The 15,912-nt window shown below is 67.2% G+C and carries 13 protein-coding genes; 4 read left to right on the top strand and 9 right to left on the bottom strand.

All coding sequences use genetic code 11. From position 1 onward, the window contains the following. Window position 1: 1 nt before the first annotated feature. A complete protein-coding gene (locus tag RALTA_RS21915; protein ID WP_012356124.1) occupies window positions 2-2,146 on the bottom strand; it encodes a xanthine dehydrogenase family protein molybdopterin-binding subunit in 2,145 nt (714 codons plus the stop codon). Next, a complete protein-coding gene (locus tag RALTA_RS21920) occupies window positions 2,143-2,628 on the bottom strand; it encodes a (2Fe-2S)-binding protein (protein WP_041232556.1) in 486 nt (161 codons plus the stop codon). The genes RALTA_RS21915 and RALTA_RS21920 overlap by 4 nt, the downstream gene beginning before the upstream one ends. 144 nt (window positions 2,629-2,772) lie before the next feature. Between RALTA_RS21920 and RALTA_RS21925 the strand changes: the two genes are divergently transcribed. The 3 genes from RALTA_RS21925 to RALTA_RS21935 all read left to right on the top strand — a co-directional run bounded on the left by RALTA_RS21925 (window position 2,773) and on the right by RALTA_RS21935 (window position 7,143). Next, complete coding sequence (locus tag RALTA_RS21925) at window positions 2,773-3,639, top strand: LysR substrate-binding domain-containing protein (RefSeq protein ID WP_115670948.1); 867 nt, start codon at window positions 2,773-2,775, stop codon at window positions 3,637-3,639. Window positions 3,640-4,374: 735 nt separating this feature from the next. Beyond that, window positions 4,375-5,433 carry a glycosyltransferase family 2 protein gene (locus RALTA_RS21930; RefSeq protein ID WP_012356127.1) on the top strand — a complete coding sequence of 353 codons (1,059 nt, stop codon included), beginning with the start codon at window positions 4,375-4,377 and terminating at the stop codon, window positions 5,431-5,433. Between the two features lie 87 nt (window positions 5,434-5,520). Continuing rightward, window positions 5,521-7,143, top strand: a complete 1,623-nt coding sequence (locus RALTA_RS21935) for a mannosyltransferase family protein (RefSeq protein ID WP_157877222.1) — start codon at window positions 5,521-5,523, stop codon at window positions 7,141-7,143. Window positions 7,144-7,173: 30 nt separating this feature from the next. On the opposite strand, the gene RALTA_RS21940 is transcribed toward RALTA_RS21935, so the two are convergent. The 7 genes from RALTA_RS21940 to RALTA_RS21970 form a co-directional block, all read right to left on the bottom strand. Further along, window positions 7,174-8,664 carry a M81 family metallopeptidase gene (locus RALTA_RS21940; protein ID WP_012356129.1) on the bottom strand — a complete coding sequence of 497 codons (1,491 nt, stop codon included), beginning with the start codon at window positions 8,662-8,664 and terminating at the stop codon, window positions 7,174-7,176. 19 nt (window positions 8,665-8,683) lie between these two features. Next, the gene (locus RALTA_RS21945) at window positions 8,684-9,967 is read right to left on the bottom strand and encodes a Zn-dependent hydrolase (protein ID WP_050976515.1); all 1,284 of its coding nucleotides are present in this window, start codon (window positions 9,965-9,967) and stop codon (window positions 8,684-8,686) included. Window positions 9,968-10,017: 50 nt separating this feature from the next. Then, window positions 10,018-10,722, bottom strand: coding sequence for an ABC transporter ATP-binding protein (locus RALTA_RS21950; RefSeq protein ID WP_012356131.1), 705 nt, complete (start codon window positions 10,720-10,722; stop codon window positions 10,018-10,020). After that, window positions 10,719-11,495, bottom strand: coding sequence for an ABC transporter ATP-binding protein (locus RALTA_RS21955; RefSeq protein ID WP_012356132.1), 777 nt, complete (start codon window positions 11,493-11,495; stop codon window positions 10,719-10,721). The genes RALTA_RS21950 and RALTA_RS21955 overlap by 4 nt, the downstream gene beginning before the upstream one ends. After that, window positions 11,492-12,487: a branched-chain amino acid ABC transporter permease gene (locus tag RALTA_RS21960; RefSeq protein ID WP_025585036.1), complete on the bottom strand. Its 996-nt coding sequence runs from the start codon at window positions 12,485-12,487 to the stop codon at window positions 11,492-11,494. The genes RALTA_RS21955 and RALTA_RS21960 overlap by 4 nt, the downstream gene beginning before the upstream one ends. Further along, window positions 12,487-13,344 (bottom strand): branched-chain amino acid ABC transporter permease, encoded by an 858-nt coding sequence (locus RALTA_RS21965; protein ID WP_012356134.1) that lies wholly within the window; start codon window positions 13,342-13,344, stop codon window positions 12,487-12,489. The genes RALTA_RS21960 and RALTA_RS21965 overlap by 1 nt, the downstream gene beginning before the upstream one ends. A 109-nt stretch (window positions 13,345-13,453) precedes the next feature. Next, window positions 13,454-14,656 (bottom strand): ABC transporter substrate-binding protein, encoded by a 1,203-nt coding sequence (locus RALTA_RS21970; protein WP_012356135.1) that lies wholly within the window; start codon window positions 14,654-14,656, stop codon window positions 13,454-13,456. A gap of 428 nt (window positions 14,657-15,084) precedes the next feature. Between RALTA_RS21970 and RALTA_RS21975 the strand changes: the two genes are divergently transcribed. After that, window positions 15,085-15,909 carry a FadR/GntR family transcriptional regulator gene (locus RALTA_RS21975; RefSeq protein ID WP_012356136.1) on the top strand — a complete coding sequence of 275 codons (825 nt, stop codon included), beginning with the start codon at window positions 15,085-15,087 and terminating at the stop codon, window positions 15,907-15,909. The last annotated feature ends 3 nt before the right edge of the window (window positions 15,910-15,912 follow it).

Here is a 15,912-nt window from a genome sequence, read left to right on the forward strand (position 1 = left end):
GCTACACCAGTTCGAACCCATGCCGCGCCAGCGGCAGCGAGCGGATGCGGTGGCCGGTGGCGGCAAACAGCGCATTGGCCAGCGCCGGCGCCAGCGTCGGCACCGCCGATTCGCCCACGCCGCCAATGCGCTCGCCACTGGGGGCCAGCACCGCTTCGAAGCGCGGCGTCTGCGCCAGCCGCAACAGCGGATAGTCGTGGAAGTTGGATTGCTGGACGCGCCCGTCGGCAATGGTGATCGTGCCAGACAGCGCCGCACTCAGGCCCCAGATGCTGGCACCTTCGAGCTGGCGCTCGACCGTCGCCGGGTTGATCACGACCCCACAGTCGATGGCATTGACGATGCGGTGCAGCGTAATGCGCTGGCCTTGCACCGACAGCTCCACCGCCGTTGCGCACAGCGAGCCCCACGCCTGCGACAGCGCCAGGCCGTGGCAGCGCCCTGCCGGCGCGCTGCCCCAGCCGATGTGCCGCGCCAGGCGCTGCAGCAAGCGTGCCGGGCGCGGGCGGTCGGCCAGCAGGCCCAGCCGGAACTGCAGCGGGTCAGCGCCGGCGTGGTGGGCCAGCTCGTCGATGAAGCTTTCGGCGAAGAAGGTGTTCTGCGTGTAGCCCACGCCGCGCCAGAAGCCCACCGGCACGGCGGTATTGACCATGGCATGGCGCACGGCGAGATGGGGCAGTGCGTAAGGCAGGTCCACTACCCCCTCGACCGATTTGGGGTCGACCCCGCCCTTGACCCGGTCCGGGAAATTGCGGACATAGATCGACGAGCAGGCCAGGCGCGCATCCAGCGCGCGGATGCCGGGCGCGTCCGCCGCCAGCACCGCGCTGAAGCGCGCCGCCGCCGCGGGACGGTAGAAGTCGTGCTGGATATCTTCCTCGCGCGACCAGATCAGCTTGACCGGCTGCCCCGCGGCCCTCGACGCCAGCGCGGCCTGGACAAAGACATCGAACTCCTCGCGCCGGCCAAAGCCGCCGCCGACGAAGGTCCCGTGCACGGCGATGCGCGCGGCGGGCATGCCAAGCACGCCAGACAGCCGCTGCGCGATCTCGCCGCAAACCTGCGTCGGACCCCAGACCTCGGCGCGGTCGGCGCGCACGTCGGCGGTGGCGTTCATCGGCTCCATGGTGGCGTGGGCAAGGTACGGCACGTCGTATTCGGCGGTGAAGGCCGGCGCGCCCTGCATCTGCGCGTCCGGGTCGCCGTGGCGCAGCGCCACGGCGGATGCCTGGCGCGCGGCCTCCCGGTAGCCGGCCATCAAGGCAGCGTCGCCGGCCAGCTGGCCTTGCGGCAACTGCCAGTCAGGCTGCAGCGCGGCCAGGCCCTTGCGCGCGGTCCAGTAGCTGTCGGCCAGCACCACGACGGCGTCGTCCAGAGGCACCACGCGCCGCACGCCGCGCACCGCCAGCGCTGGCCGCGCATCGACCTGGCGCAGCGTGCCGCCGAAGACCGGGCATGCCGTCACCGAACCCACCAGCATGCGCGGCACCTTGACGTCGACGCCGAACATCGCGGCACCGCGCGTCTTCTGCGGAATGTCGAGCCGGTCCGTCGCGTGGCCGAGCAGCGTCCAGTCACGCGGATCTTTCAGCGCCACGTTGGCCGGGCGGGGCAAGGCCGCGGCCTGCGCAGCGAGTGCACCGTAGCCGAGCGTGCGTCCGCTGGGCTCGTGCCGCACCACCCCCTGCACGGCGCGGCACTGCGCCACCGGCACGCGCCAGCTTTGCGCCGCGGCCTCGCGCAGCATCTCGCGCGCGGTGGCGCCGATGCGGCGCAGCGGCTCGAACGACCAGCGCGCCGAGGTGCTGCTGGCGGTCGCCTGCACCTTGAACATGCGGTTGTTGTAGACCGGGTCGGTGGGCGCCAGCTCGGCACGCACCTGGCGCCAGTCGCACTCGAGTTCTTCGGCAATCAGCATGGGGGCCGAGGTCATCACGCCCTGCCCCAGTTCGGCCGACGGCACCATGATGGTCACGCTGCCGTCGGCATCGATGCGCAGCCAGGCGTTGACATCGTCCGGATCGCGCGCGGGCGCGGCGGCGTCGGCCGCCTTCGCCAGCGGCAGGTGGAAGCCCAGCACCAGTGCGGCAGGGACGGCGCCGGCGGCGTGCAGGAAGCGGCGGCGGCTAGTGTAAAGCGGGCTCACGATGACGCCCTCCCCTTGGGTTCTCCAGCGTTCAGTGCCGTGGCGGCGCGCAGGATGGCGCGCTCCACGCGCGGGTAGGTGCCGCAACGGCACAAGTTGGTGATGCCGGCGCGGACATCTTCCGGCCGTGGCATCGGATTGTCCTTTAGGAAAGCGCACGCGGCCATGATCATTCCCGGCTGGCAATAGCCGCATTGCGGCACCTGCTCGGCAATCCAGGCGCGCTGGACCGGGTGTGAATTGTCGACCGACAATCCTTCGATGGTGGTAATGTCGGCGCGCGCCACGGTGCCGACAGGCGTAATGCAGGCGCGCACCGCCTTGCCGTCGACATGCACGGTGCAGGCCCCGCACAGGCCGGCGCCGCAGCCGAACTTGGTGCCGGTATAGCCCAGGTAATCGCGCAGCACCCATAGCAAGGGCATGTCACGCTCGGCATCGACGGCGTGGCGCTTGCCGTTGATCTTCAATTGCAGCTTCATGGGGGTCTCCTCGTTGCGCACCGGCTTCGCAGCGGCCGGTTCGGGTGCGGCCCAGTATCGGCCGCGCGGCATGGCAGGACAATCGACTTGTTTTGCCATCACCTGTGAGGCAAGATCACAGCCATGATTCGCCGGCTCCCTTCGATGCAAGTCCTCCAGGCCTTCGCCGCCACCGCGCGCACGGGCAGCATGACGCGCGCCGCCGATGCGCTGTGCGTGACGCACGGCGCCATCAGCCGGCATATCCGTGCACTGGAGTCACAGCTTGGCTGCACCTTGTTCCTGCGCGCGGGCCGGCAGCTGGAGCTGACCGCCACCGGCCGCGAACTGGCCGACGACCTCGAGCGGGCCCTGCGCGCGGTGGAACTGTCACTGGCCGGCGCGGCCGAGCGGCGCGCGCGCGAACGGCAGTCGCTGCATGTCAATGTCAGCCCCGAACTCGCCGGCGCGTGGCTGGTACCCAAGCTGCCGCAACTGCGCGAGGCACTGCCCGGCCTGGACCTGTCCATCGCCGCCAGCACCGAAGATCCTGACTTTGCCCGTTCCGACCTGGACGTCAGCCTGCGCTACGGCCCCGCGCCCTTCACCGGATACCAGTGCCTGAAGCTGCTGGACGACGACATCATCGTGGTATGCAGCCCCGGCTTCGCCAGGCGGCACGCCGGCATGACCGCGGCCGACGCCGCGCACTTGCCGCGGCTGCGGCACGCACGCTTCCGCTGGTCGCAATGGGGCGCCGCCGCGGGCGTGGTACTGGACGAACCCGAGGACGGCGTCGTCTTCGACTGCCGCGCACTGCTGATCGAAGCGGCGGCCAGCGGCATGGGGCTGGCGCTTACGCGGGGCTTGCTGGCACGTGAGGCTATCGCTGCGGGGCGGTTGGTGCGGCCGTTGGGGGATAGTTTTCCGGCTAGTCATAACTGCTACATCGTGTGGCGTGGGGATAATCCTAAGCAGGGGTTGATTCGGGGCTTTGCGGAGTGGTTGCGGGAGGTGGCGGTGCGAGGGTGAGCGGTGATCATGTGGCGCTATCGTGCTTGGCGGGCGCGGCTGTTTCGCCGGCGTAGCCGGCGACCTCCTTTCTGTCCGAGCGACAGAAAGGAGGCAAAGAGCGCGTCGCCTGGGCGGCTGGCCAAGGCGGCGTTGGTGGTTCTTGCGGTGGTGACTTGCGGCCTTGCGGATGGTGGTTCGACCCTGCTGACGCTACCTGGAGGTGCCTGGCGTTCGGGGTCGGATGGACGAACCCGACTTTAGGTCGGTGGCAGCCTTCTAACGGCGTTGTCGGTGGGACGCCTTCGGCTGCGCTGCGCGCGCTCCCTATCTCAGGTCTACTGCTCGGGCACGGAGTGCGTCGCTGCGCTCGCACCGCGCTGTCGCGCGCGAGCGCAACAGGGTGTTTCATCCCGCTTGTTTGCTCCCCTCTCGCTGGCGGGAGAGGGCGGGAGCTTCAACGAGGTACATCGTCTGGCGCGGCGGCAATCCCTAGCAAGCGCTGATCCGGGGACATCGCGGAGTGGTTGCGGGAGCCGGCGGTGCGGCGGTGAGCTGACCCGCCGGCCCGGACCCGACCGGCATCACCGTGCCGCATTGCTAACGGTTTGTGACCCCTGTCACGAATGCCGGCTGCGCCTGCCTTTATCGTAGCCTCCTCCATGAAGGAGCTACATGCGGCGCGGCCGGTACGCCTTCCATCGTGATGGCATGCGCTACGCCCCGACGTTCTGACGGAATCGATAGCGAGATGGCATGACTGACTCTGGATCTGGGTCCCTGGCCGTAGTGGTCCCTGTCTACAACGAAGAAGCCGTCATTCGGCAGTTTCACCAGCGGTTGTCTGCAACGCTCGATGGCATCGAGCATTTGCATGCGGCCGTTATTTACGTGAATGACGGAAGCGCCGATCACACCCTTGCCGTGCTCCTGGCGCTCCGACAGCAGGATCCGCGCATTGCGATCGTGAACTTAAGCCGCAATTTCGGCAAGGAGATCGCCCTGTCAGCCGGCCTCGACTTTGCCGACGCCGATGCCGTCATTGTCATCGACGCTGACCTGCAAGACCCGCCTGAGCTAATCCCGGAGTTTGTTCGGCTGTGGCAGGCGGGCAATGATGTCGTGTATGGCCAGCGCGTCAGCCGGAGGGGCGAAACACGACTGAAGAAGGCCACGGCCTACCTGTTCTATCGGGTCATTCAATCCCTGAGCCGCGTCCACATTCCGGAAGACACCGGGGATTTCAGGCTGTTGAGCCGGCGAGCCGTGCAAGCGCTGCGGTCCCTGCGCGAACAGCATCGTTACATGAAGGGGCTGTTCTCCTGGATCGGCTATTCGCAAGTGGCGCTGCGCTATGAGCGCGCGCCACGGTCCGCGGGCACATCGAAGTTCAATTACCCACGGCTGTGGGCCTTTGCCCTGGAAGGGATTACGTCGTTCTCGATCACCCCGCTGAAGATTGCTACCTACGTGGGCCTGTTGATTGCCGGATTGTCGTTTATGGGCGCCGCGTTCGTGTTCTACAAAGCCCTGGTCTACGGCGATCCGGTGCGGGGCTATCCGTCCCTCATGGTGACGAATCTCTTCCTGTCAGGGGTACAGTTGATCGGAATTGGCGTGCTGGGGGAGTATCTCGGCCGGATGTTCAACGAGAGCAAGAATCGGCCACTGTATTTTGTCGAACGGCATATCCCGGCCGGCATGGCTGATGACGCCAGGACGCTGGCGAGGCTCGTGCCGGACGCAGCAAGCGCAATAGGGATCGACCGTGACGTTCAGCGTCAGAAATCGGTCAGGATCGCGGGTGGAACTTAGTTGGTGTTTGTCTTTGCCGCGCCCGCCCGCAAGGGCGGGTGCCAGGACAGCCGTCCGCCCTTTCAATGCACTGCAACGAATCCAGCGATGTACCAAATCCTGGCCGCGGTATTTCGACCGCTGCGCTCCCCTCTTCGCGTGCTCAGTGGCAAGCTCGCAGCCAGCCATCCGGATACCGCCCGCATAGAAGCATCCAAGTCGCATATTGCCACGGCGTTCGCTCTTGCAGCAGTCGTTCTCCTCTGGTTCCTCGGCCGCGGTCTTGTTATCGGAACGCTTGCCAACGTAGAGCAGTTGACCGGCCACTATGCAGCCACGGCATTCACCTGGGCAAGCCCGACATCTCATCTCAAGCCCGGCCTCCTTGCTGGTTCCGGCGGCGCTTTGCAACTGACCGGTCGTGCGCCGCAAGACCAGCGCTGGACCCTGCGCTGCGGGAACGATCTGGAACTGGTCATAGAGCGGCCTGCCGGTCTGTTTCGCCAGTGGGTTCCATTGGTGCCAGCATGCGAGCGCTCCGGTCTCTCCATACGCTCCGACTGGTCGATGCTTCCAGGCGACGGCTGGGGAGCCCGCGATCCGCGCCAGCTTTCCTTTCAGGTCTTCGAAATCCGTGACAACGCCGGACCGATACCGCTGGCACACCTCGTTGCGGAATCGACCGGATTCTTTGACGTCGAGAAGCACGACTTCAGCACGTCCGCGGCGCATGTTCTCACCTCCCGCTGGGATGCCGACTGGTACCGCCGCATTGCAAGCCATGGCTACCACTACGACGGTGACAGCGGCAGGCAGCAAAGCGTCGCCTGGCCGTTCCTGTACCCCATGGCCGTGAAGGCATTGGCTGCCGTGCTCGGCAAACCGGTAACGTCGATGATGCTGGCATTCAATGCCGTCTGTCTTCTGCTTGCACTCGCGCTACTGTTCGCCATCGGCCGCGCCGCGGGCCTCGACGCTGGTCCGGCGCTCATTGCACCCGCGTGGCTGGTGTTCAATCCGTTCGCATTCTTTCTGGTAGGAGGCTTCTCCGAGTCGCTATTCCTGCTGCTCGAGTGCGCGCTCGTGTTTTCGCTGGTCTATCGGCGTTACTGGCTAGGCGCCTGGGCCGTTGCACTGCTGACGGCAACGCGCTTTATCGGATTGCTGTCTGTGGTCTGGCTGATCCACGGCATCTGGTCCGACAGCACGTCGAGCCCGCGCAAGCGGATAATCCAATCCCTTGCCGTGGCCGGAATCGCCATGCTGGGAGTGGTTGGCGACATCGCAGTCAAGTGGATGCAAACCGGTTTTCCCCTTGCTGCCTTTACGGTACGCAACGCGTGGCAGGTCACGCCGCCAGGCCAGTGGCTGGGCCTACTCGATTTCGGGAAACTGTTCGAAGGTGAATACCTGGCGCTCGTCTTCCTGGGACTGTCGCTCTTCCTCTCGTGCATCGCCGCACTTTGCAAAGCCATCCGGCAGTCCTGCCATGCGGCAGCCATGCTGATTGGCATTGGTGTCACGCAGGTAGGCGGAACGCTTCTGCTCAACCCCGAATTGCACTCGGTGGGACGCTACCTGCTGCCATTGGCGCCGTCCATCGTGGGCGTGCTCGCGTTGGGGCGCGGTCATGGCAGGCTGGTCGCTTGTGCAGGGGTTATCACGGCGGCCGGGGCGGGAGCCATGCCATTCATCGTGCAGCGCATTGCCATCGGATGGCCGCCTTATTGAACTCCGGACGGAAGCTTCCGGCAAGCAACCCTATCCCGCCCATGCGACATTGCCATCCAACGGATAAACCGGCCTGCTGACCCGCCGGAACGGAAACCGCTCATAACGCGAACTGGTAACCCCCTCCCCGTCGCACTCCACCACCGCCCTGGCAATCGGCACGAACACCGGCCGGCAGTACATGCGCGACTTCAGCAGCAGGAACCTGGCCCGATGCGGATCGATGCCGATATGGGTGAAGATACCCAGGTCCCAGTGCTCTTGCGGGGTCTCGGTCACGACGATCTGCGCCGCGCCGATATCGAGCAAGGCGGTGCGCCCCATGCGGATGCGCTGCCCGGTGTAGGTCGGGCCGGTGATGGTGTACTCGCCGTCGGTGATCGCGGCGACCGTGCCGGTCAGCGGCCTGCTTTGCGGATAGACCTCCAGCTGGGGCAGCGCCACCTTGTCGCCGACCGGCAGCGTGATGGTGGCCCCGACGCCGGCGTCGACCAGCGCGGCGACCGCCTCCGCATCGCACACGGGCCCGACCGCGATGCCGGTCAGGCCTTGTGCCAGTGCCTCGTGCAGTACCGCCATGTTGTCGCAGGTGCCGCCGGACATGCAGTTGTCGCCATGGTCGAGCAGCAGCACCGGCCTTGCATCGGCACGGTCCGCGCTGTCGGCAAGCTGCGCGGCGCGCGCGATGGAGCTGGAAAGCGGCTCCGCCTGGTAGGCAAAGCCATCGCGCTCGGCCCACGCCTGTGCCGCGATCCGGCTGGCAACCTCGTCCGCCTTGGCGGGGTCGCCGTCGCCGACCACGATGACGCTCAGGCAGGGGGCGGCGATGTCGGCCAGGCCGAAGCCGGCCAGCACCGACACCGCCAGCATGCCGTCCCGCTCGGCCTCGCGCGCCAGCGCCACGGCGCGCTGCATGGCGCCTTCGTCGGTGCGGCTGCGCAGGGTGTGCGTGATCAGCGGCGGGCGCCGCCACGCCATCACCGGGCGCACGCGCCCGGCAATCATGTCGAGCAGCAGCCGCCCGGCATGGGCGCCGGTTTCATACATGTCCACGTGCGGGTAGGTCTTGAAGCTGACCGCGATGTCGGCATGGTCGACCAGCGCCTGCGTGATGTTGCCGTGCAGATCCAGCGCGACCGCGACCGGCGCGTGCGGCAGCACGGCGCGCAGGCGGCGCAGCAGGTCGCCTTCGCCGTCGTCGCTGTTCTCGGCCACCATCGCGCCGTGCAGGTCGAGCATCACCGCATCGCAACCGTGTGCGGCCGCGATGATGGTGTCGCACAGATGGGTGTAGGCCTCGGCGGCGACGCGTCCGCTCGGGTTGGCGCCGGCGATCACGGGCACCACGATGTCGGCGCCGGCGGCTTCGGCCAGGTCGATGAAGGCGGCGGCCGCGGTGCGGGTGCCCTTGGCGGCGCGATAGGCGGCGTCGCCATAGGCCGGCGCGAAGGCACCCAGCGGTGTCGGCACCGGTGAGAAGGTATTGGTCTCGTGGTTGAGTCGGGCAATCAGGATCTTCATCGGGCAGTCCGTTCCGGTGTCATGGCCGCGTGGCGGCATCGAGCATGGCGTGCAGCAGCACGTTGCAGCCGGCCTCGAGGTGCTCGGGCCGCGCGTCTTCGATTTCGTTGTGGCTGATGCCATCCTTGCACGGCACGAAGATCATCGCCGCCGGGGCGACGCGGGCCAGGTAGACCGCGTCATGGCCGGCGCCGCTGATCACGTCCATGGCGGAATGGCCGAGCCGTTGCGCGCCGCCGCGCACCGCCTCGACCAGCCGCGCATCGAATGGCTGCGGCGGGAAGTACACCACCTGCCGCAAATCGATGGCAATGCCGCTGCGCGCCGCCAGCGCGGCAACCTGCGTACGCAGTGCCGCGTCCATCGCGGACAGCACCGTGTCGTCGCCGGCGCGCAGGTCCACTGTCATCGTGACCTTGCCGGGGATGACATTGCGCGAATCGGGATGCACGCCCAGGCAACCGACCGTGCCGCGGCCATGCGGAGGATGATCGAGCGCGATGCGGTTGACCATGCCGACCAGCTCCGATGCCGCCAGCAGCGCATCCTTGCGCAACGCCATCGGCGTAGGGCCGGCATGCGCTTCCATGCCGGTCAGCACCACGTCGTACCAGCGCTGGCCGAGCGCGCCGGTGACCACGCCGATGGTGGTGTCGCTAGCCTCCAGCACCGGTCCTTGCTCGATATGCGCTTCAAAGTAGGCGCCGACCGGGCGCGCGCCGACCGGCTCCGGCCCGGCATAGCCGATGGCCTGCAACGCGTGACCGACGCTGATACCGTCGCGGTCGCGCTGCTGCAGCATGTCGGCCAGCGCGAACTCGCCGATAAACGCGCCCGAGCCCATCATCACCGGAACGAAGCGCGAGCCTTCCTCGTTGGTCCAGACCGCGACCTCCAGCGGGGCATCGGTGACGATGCCGGCGTCGGCCAGCGTGCGCAGCACTTCGATGCCGGCGAACACGCCGTAGTTGCCGTCGAACTTGCCGCCGGTGGGCTGGGTGTCGATATGGCTGCCGGTCATCACCGGTGGCAAGGCGTTGTCGCGCCCGGCGCGCCGCGCAAAGATATTGCCGATAGCATCGATGCGGATCGTGCACCCGGCCGCCTGGGCCTCGGCGACGAAGAAGTCGCGGCCCTGGCGGTCCAGGTCGGTCAGCGCCAGCCGGCATACGCCGCCCCTGGGCGTGGCGCCAATGATGGCCAGGCGCATCAGGGTGTCCCACAGGCGCTGGCCGTCGATGCGCAGGTCGGCGCGCGCGCCGGCGCTCGCCGCTGCCGCGCGCGCAGCTTGCAATGTCGTCATCTCAATCCTCGTATGGCTCGGCCGGCATCGCGGCCTGCGTGGTCCATGGATCAGGCCGCCAGCCCGACGCCGAGATAGCGGTCCTTGACCGCCTCGTCGGCGCGGAAGGCGTCGTTGCTGCCGGTGTAGACCACCCTGCCCTGCTCGATGATCACGTGGCGGTCGGCCAGCTGCATGCAGACCTCCAGGTTCTGCTCCACCAGCAGAATCGGCACGCCGGCGGCCTTGATGACCTTGAGCTGCGCCACGATCTCTTCCACGATCACCGGGGCCAGCCCTTCTACCGGCTCGTCGAGCATCAGCAGGCGCGGATGGTTCATCATCGCGCGCCCGATCGCGAGCATCTGCTGTTCGCCGCCGGACAGCTGCGCGCCGCCGTTGCCGCGCCGCTCGCGCAGACGCGGGAAGATGCGGTAGATGTCCTGCAGCTGCCACGGCGAATCGCGGCGCGCGGCCAGCTTGAGGTTCTCTTCCACCGTCAGCAGCTTGAAGATGCCGCGGTGCTCGGGCACCAGGCACAGGCCTTCGACGGCAATCCGGTGCGGCGCCAGGCCGGCAACGTCCTTGCCGCGGAAGATCACGCGCCCGCCGCAGGGCTGGACCACGCCGGCAATGGCCTTGAGCGTGGTCGACTTGCCGGCGCCGTTGCGCCCCAGCAGCGTGACCAGCTCGCCTTCGCCGACCGCCAGCGACACGCCCTGCAGCACATGGCTCTTGCCGTAGTAGCCATGGATCTCCTGTACGTCGAGCATCATCCCCTGCCTCCGGTAATCATGTTGCCGAGATAGGCGGCGCGCACGCGCGGGTCGCCGCGCACGGCAGCGGGCGGCCCCTCCATCAGCACCTTGCCTTGCTGCATCACCGTGACGGTGTCCGAGATATCCATGACGATGTCCATGTTGTGTTCGATCAGCACGACGGTGTGGTCCGCGGCCAGCCCGCGGATCAGCCGCTTCATCGCGCCGAGGTCGTCGACGCCCATGCCCGAGGTGGGCTCGTCCAGGAAGATCGCGCGCGGCCGTGCGGCCAGCGCCATGCCGACCTCCAGGCGCCGTTGCTGGCCGTGCGACAGCACCCCTGCGGCGCTGTCCGCGACGCGCGTCAGTTCCAGCCGTTCGAGCACCTGGTCGACGACCTCGCCGCAGGCCAGTTCGCCGACCGGCAAGCGCCATCCGCTCATGGCCTTGCGCGGTGACGTACCCAGCGCGGCAAGGCGCAGGTTCTCGCGCACCGGCAGGCTCGGGAACAGGCTGGTGACCTGGAACGAGCGCGCGATGCCGCGCTGCACGCGCTGGTAGTCGGCTTCGGCCGTGACGTCCTTGCCGTCGAAGACGATGCGGCCGGCGCTGACTTCCTTGGTGCCGGTCAGCATGTGGAACAGCGTGGTCTTGCCGGCGCCGTTGGGGCCGATCACGGAATGGATCGTGCCCGGCATCACGCGCAGGTCGACCCCGCCCAGCGCCGTGAACTTACCGTACTGCTTGACGATGCCGGTGGCTTCGAGAATGGGGGTGGTGGCGGTGCTCATGCGCTTTCCTCCTGCGTGACGGGGGCGCGGCGCACGCCGCGCAGGCGATCCCATAGCGTGGCGCCCAGCCCCCACAGCCCGCGCTGCATGAACAGGCTGACCGCGATCAGCAGGAAGCCGAGCAGCATCAGCCAGCGCGGCCACAGCGTCGACAACCAGTCCGCCAGCAGCACGTAGAAGGCGGCGCCCAGCACCGAGGCAAAGATATTGCCGGTGCCGCCGATCACGGTCATCACCAGGATCATCTCGCTGGCGTGGTAGTCGATATTGGTCAGCGGCGCGATGCCGGTCAGCATCGCATGCAGCGCGCCGGCCAGCCCGGTGACCGCGCCGGAGACCATGAAGGCCAGCAGCTTGAACGCCTTGACGTTGTAGCCGACCGCCAGGGCGCGCTCTTCGTTGTCGCGGATCGCCAGCAGCGTGCGTCCCAGCACCGACTCGGTCACGCGCAGCACCGCCAGGAACACCGCCAGGAACAGCACCGCGACGAAACCATAGAACTGCCATGGCGACGCCAGCGGCACCAGCGCATGGCCCGCCACGGACAGCGGCGGACGCGGGATATCCAGCAGGCCGTTGTCGCCGCCGGTGATGCCGGGCGCGGTATAGGCCAGGAAGTAGAACATCTGCGCGAACGCCAGCGTCAGCATCACGAAGTAGGTACCGCGCTGCCGGATCGCAAACCAGCCGACCAGAGCCGCCGCGGCAGCGCCGATCGCGATCGCCAGCAGCAGCGCCAGCGGCATCGGCAGGCTGGCGCGGGTCAGCGCCAGCCCCACCGCATAGCTGCCCAGCCCGAAGAAGATGCCCTGCCCGAACGACAGCAGGCCGGTGTAGCCGAGCAGCAGGTTGCACGCCATGGCGGCCATCGCGTAGATCAGCACTTCGGTGGCAAGCGTGCCGGAGCGCATCGTCAGCGGCAGCAGCAGCGTGACGCCGAGTGCCAGCCACCAGAAACGGTAGCGCAAGAGCCATTGTCTTTGCATAGCCATCATCCCCTCCCCAGCAAGCCATGCGGGCGCAGCAGCAGCACCGCGGCCATGGCGACATAGATCATCAGCCGCGCGCCCTCGGGCCACAGCGTGCTCATCAGGCTCTGCACCACGCCGACCAGCAGGCCGCCCACCAGCGCGCCGGTGAAGCTGCCCATGCCGCCGACCACGACCACGATAAAGGCCACGCCCAGGGCCTCGACACCCATGAACGGCTCGGCCCCGCGGATCGGCGCGGCCAGCACGCCGGCGATCGCCGCGGTGGCGGCGCCCAGCGCAAACATCAGGCTGAACAGCCGGAACACATTGATGCCGAGCAGCGACACCATCTCGGTGGATTCGCTGCCCGCGCGCACCGCACTGCCCAGGCGCGTACCTTCGAGCAGCCACCACAGGCCGATCGCCAGCAGGCCCGTGAAGGCGATCACGAACAGCCGGTACTTGGGATAGACGAAGTCGCCCCACATCACCACGCCCTGCAGCGCATCCGGCGGCGGCACGTCGACGCCGAGCGGCCCCCAGCCGACGATGATGAGTTCCTGGATGGCGAGCGCCAGGCCCACCGTGACCAGGATGTGGAACTCGTGCGGCTGCGCATAGACATGGCGCAGCATGACCTTCTCGGTCAGCCACGCCAGCGCGCCGATGATGATCGGAGCGAACACCAGCGCCACCCAGAAGTTCATGCCGAACTGCAGCGCCTGGAAGCAGAGGTAGGCACCCAGGGCATAGAAGGCGCCATGCGCGAAATTGACGAAGCGCAACAGGCCGAACACGATCGACAGCCCTACCGCCAGCAGGAAGTAGAGCATGCCGATCCCGACGCCGTTGATCACCTGCAACAGATAGACGTTCATGAGTCGTACGGATGTAGGAAGCCGCCATGCTCGCGCAGCCGCGCGGCATGGTGCTCAGAGGTGCTTCAGTGTGTGCTCCGCGGGGCGATGGCCCCGCGGCGTCAGGGCATCAGGCCATCTTGCACTGGGTCTGCTCGACCGGCAGGAAGGCCTTGCCGACGCTGACGATCTCGGCGTAGTCGTCCTTGTCTTTCATGCTCGACCTGGCCTTGCCCTTGAGCAGGTAGTAGTTCTTCAGCACCTGGTGGTCGGCGGCGCGGATTTCCTCCGGCCCGGTCAGGCCCTCGTACTTCATGCCTTCGAGCGCGGCCACCACGGCCTTCGGATCGGCGCTGCCGGCCTTGATCATGCCGTCCACCATGATCTTGGTGCAGATGTACGAGCCCGCCAGGCTGTAGTTGGGATTGGCCTTGAACTTGGCCTGGGTGCGCTTGACCAGGTCGCGGTTCAGCGGCGTATCGACGCCATGCCAGTATTGCGCGCCGAAATAAACGCCCTCGCACAGGTCGGCGCCGAGCGACTCGAACTGTTCCAGCCCCGAGGCCCAGGCGAGCAGGATGGTGGTGTTCTTCTTCATGCCGAAGCTGACCGCCTGGCGCAGCGTGTCGGCGGACTGCGAGCCGAAGTTCAGGATCAGCAGCACGTCCGGCTTGGCAGCCAGCGCGTTGGTCAGGTAGCCGCTGAATTCCTTCTCGGTCAGGGCGTGGTAGCTGTTGCCCACGTGCTCGATGCCCTTCTCCTTGAAGATCGCCTTGGCCGCCGACAGCAGCCCGTCGCCGAACACGTATTGCGGCGTGATGGTGTACCAGCGCTTGGCCTTGGGCATCGCTTCGATCAGCGGCCGCACGGTGCGCTCGATCGCGCCGAAGGTCGGCACCGACCAGCGGAAGGTGGCGCGGTTGCAGTCCTTGCCGGTGATCTCGTCGGCCCCGGCGGTGGTCACGAACACGCCGCCGAATTTCTCCGCCTCCTTGCCCATGGCCAGCGATTCGGACGACAGGATGCCGCCGGCGAAATAGCGCGCCGCCTTTTGCTGCGCCAGCTCCTGCACCTTGCGCACCGCGGTGGCGGGCTTGCCTTCGGTATCGAGCACGCTATAGCGCAGGGGCCGGCCCAGCACCTGGCCGTACTGGTCGATGGCGAGCCGCATGCCCAGGTCGGCGAATTTGCCATTGGCAGCGAAGGCGCCCGACATCGGCACCGGGCAGCCAAATTCCAGCGCCTCGCCCGCGGCGAGGGCGCTGCGGCCATGGATCAGGGAGGTGGGGACGGCGGACAGCGCCGCCAGTTTCAGCAGGTCACGACGATTCAAGGCTCACTCCTCGTTATGTGGGGATCGGGCTGCACGGGGCGAAAGTCTGGCCAACGCCTTGGCCCGGCGCTGTACCGTCTCCCCGACATGCTGGTGACTTTCGCCCGGCGCCGACACTGTCCGAGCAAGAATCGAACCTGTTTATTCTATTTATACGTATAAATAGAATAGAATCATCTTAGGAGTCGGCCGGAATCGTTGTCAACAAAGGAAAGGTCAGGGTTTACGCACCCTCGGCGCAACGCGTCATGGGCCCCGCACATGGGGCGACGGCGGGACAGAATGGTGCGGACGACGGCCCTGGCCATGCCAGCCAATCGGGCAGCATGCACGCGGCTGGGGCAAGCTGCGGCGCTGCGCCGGCGCGCTTGGCTAGAATGCAAGCGCCCTGGTCTTTATGGCTTGCGGCGCATGACAAGGAATGAGCAATGGCGATGTTTCGGGAGGGCAATACCGGGGCCATCGAGATCCGCAAGCAGAAGCGCGCGGACCTCGTGGCGGAAGAACTCAAGCGGCTGATTACCCAGCGCAACCTGCGCCCGGGCGACAAGCTGCCGCACGAGGTCAAGCTGCAGCAGATGTTCTCGGTCAGCAAGAGCACGATCCGCGAGGCGCTGAAGTCGCTGGAGGTGCAGGGCCTGATCCGGGTCAGCACCGGCCCGGCGGGCGGCGGCACGATCGTCGAAGTGCCGCTGGACCGCACCTTCCAGCTGATGCAGAACTACCTGTTCTTCAAGGACGTCGGCATTGCCGACATCTATACCGTGCGCCGCCTGCTGGAGCCCGAGCTGGCCGCGGGCGCGGTGCCGCACCTCACGGACGACGATTTCAAGGCGCTGGAACGCACCATCGACCTGTGCGACCCGGCCTCGGCCGCGGCGGCGACGCCATTGCTGGACCAGCGCCAGGAAGACCTGACCTTCCACGACATCCTGGCCGCGGCCAATCCCAACCCGATGCTGAGGTTCTCATGCGAGCTGATCAACGAGATGATTCGCCAGCTGGTGGTATTCGGCAACGACACGCCTGCGTGCGAGCACGAGAAATTCGGTGCGGCCAACGTCAAGTTCCACAAGCGCATTGTGGAGGCGGCACGGCAGCGCGACGCCGAGACGGTGCGCGCGCTGATGTCGGCACACATGGAAGAGTGCACGCATTACGTCACGCGCATGAACGGACGCGTCCATGGCCGGCTGGTGCTCGACTCTGAAATGCCGCGGCGCGGACGGATGCTGCCGGCCGACGACGAATGAAGC

The organism is Cupriavidus taiwanensis LMG 19424, assembly GCF_000069785.1.
Lineage (GTDB): Bacteria > Pseudomonadota > Gammaproteobacteria > Burkholderiales > Burkholderiaceae > Cupriavidus > Cupriavidus taiwanensis.

Excerpts from the sequence above, each read along its gene's own strand:
- RALTA_RS21920 (WP_041232556.1), bottom strand. The coding sequence starts at position 2,628 with ATGAAGCTGCAATTGAAGATCAACGGCAAGCGCCACGCCGTCGATGCC.
- RALTA_RS21925 (WP_115670948.1), top strand. The coding sequence starts at position 2,773 with ATGCAAGTCCTCCAGGCCTTCGCCGCCACCGCGCGCACGGGCAGCATG.
- RALTA_RS21930 (WP_012356127.1), top strand. The coding sequence starts at position 4,375 with ATGACTGACTCTGGATCTGGGTCCCTGGCCGTAGTGGTCCCTGTCTAC.
- RALTA_RS21935 (WP_157877222.1), top strand. The coding sequence starts at position 5,521 with ATGTACCAAATCCTGGCCGCGGTATTTCGACCGCTGCGCTCCCCTCTT.
- RALTA_RS21940 (WP_012356129.1), bottom strand. The coding sequence starts at position 8,664 with ATGAAGATCCTGATTGCCCGACTCAACCACGAGACCAATACCTTCTCA.
- RALTA_RS21945 (WP_050976515.1), bottom strand. The coding sequence starts at position 9,967 with ATGACGACATTGCAAGCTGCGCGCGCGGCAGCGGCGAGCGCCGGCGCG.
- RALTA_RS21950 (WP_012356131.1), bottom strand. The coding sequence starts at position 10,722 with ATGATGCTCGACGTACAGGAGATCCATGGCTACTACGGCAAGAGCCAT.
- RALTA_RS21955 (WP_012356132.1), bottom strand. The coding sequence starts at position 11,495 with ATGAGCACCGCCACCACCCCCATTCTCGAAGCCACCGGCATCGTCAAG.
- RALTA_RS21960 (WP_025585036.1), bottom strand. The coding sequence starts at position 12,487 with ATGGCTATGCAAAGACAATGGCTCTTGCGCTACCGTTTCTGGTGGCTG.
- RALTA_RS21965 (WP_012356134.1), bottom strand. The coding sequence starts at position 13,344 with ATGAACGTCTATCTGTTGCAGGTGATCAACGGCGTCGGGATCGGCATG.
- RALTA_RS21975 (WP_012356136.1), top strand. The coding sequence starts at position 15,085 with ATGGCGATGTTTCGGGAGGGCAATACCGGGGCCATCGAGATCCGCAAG.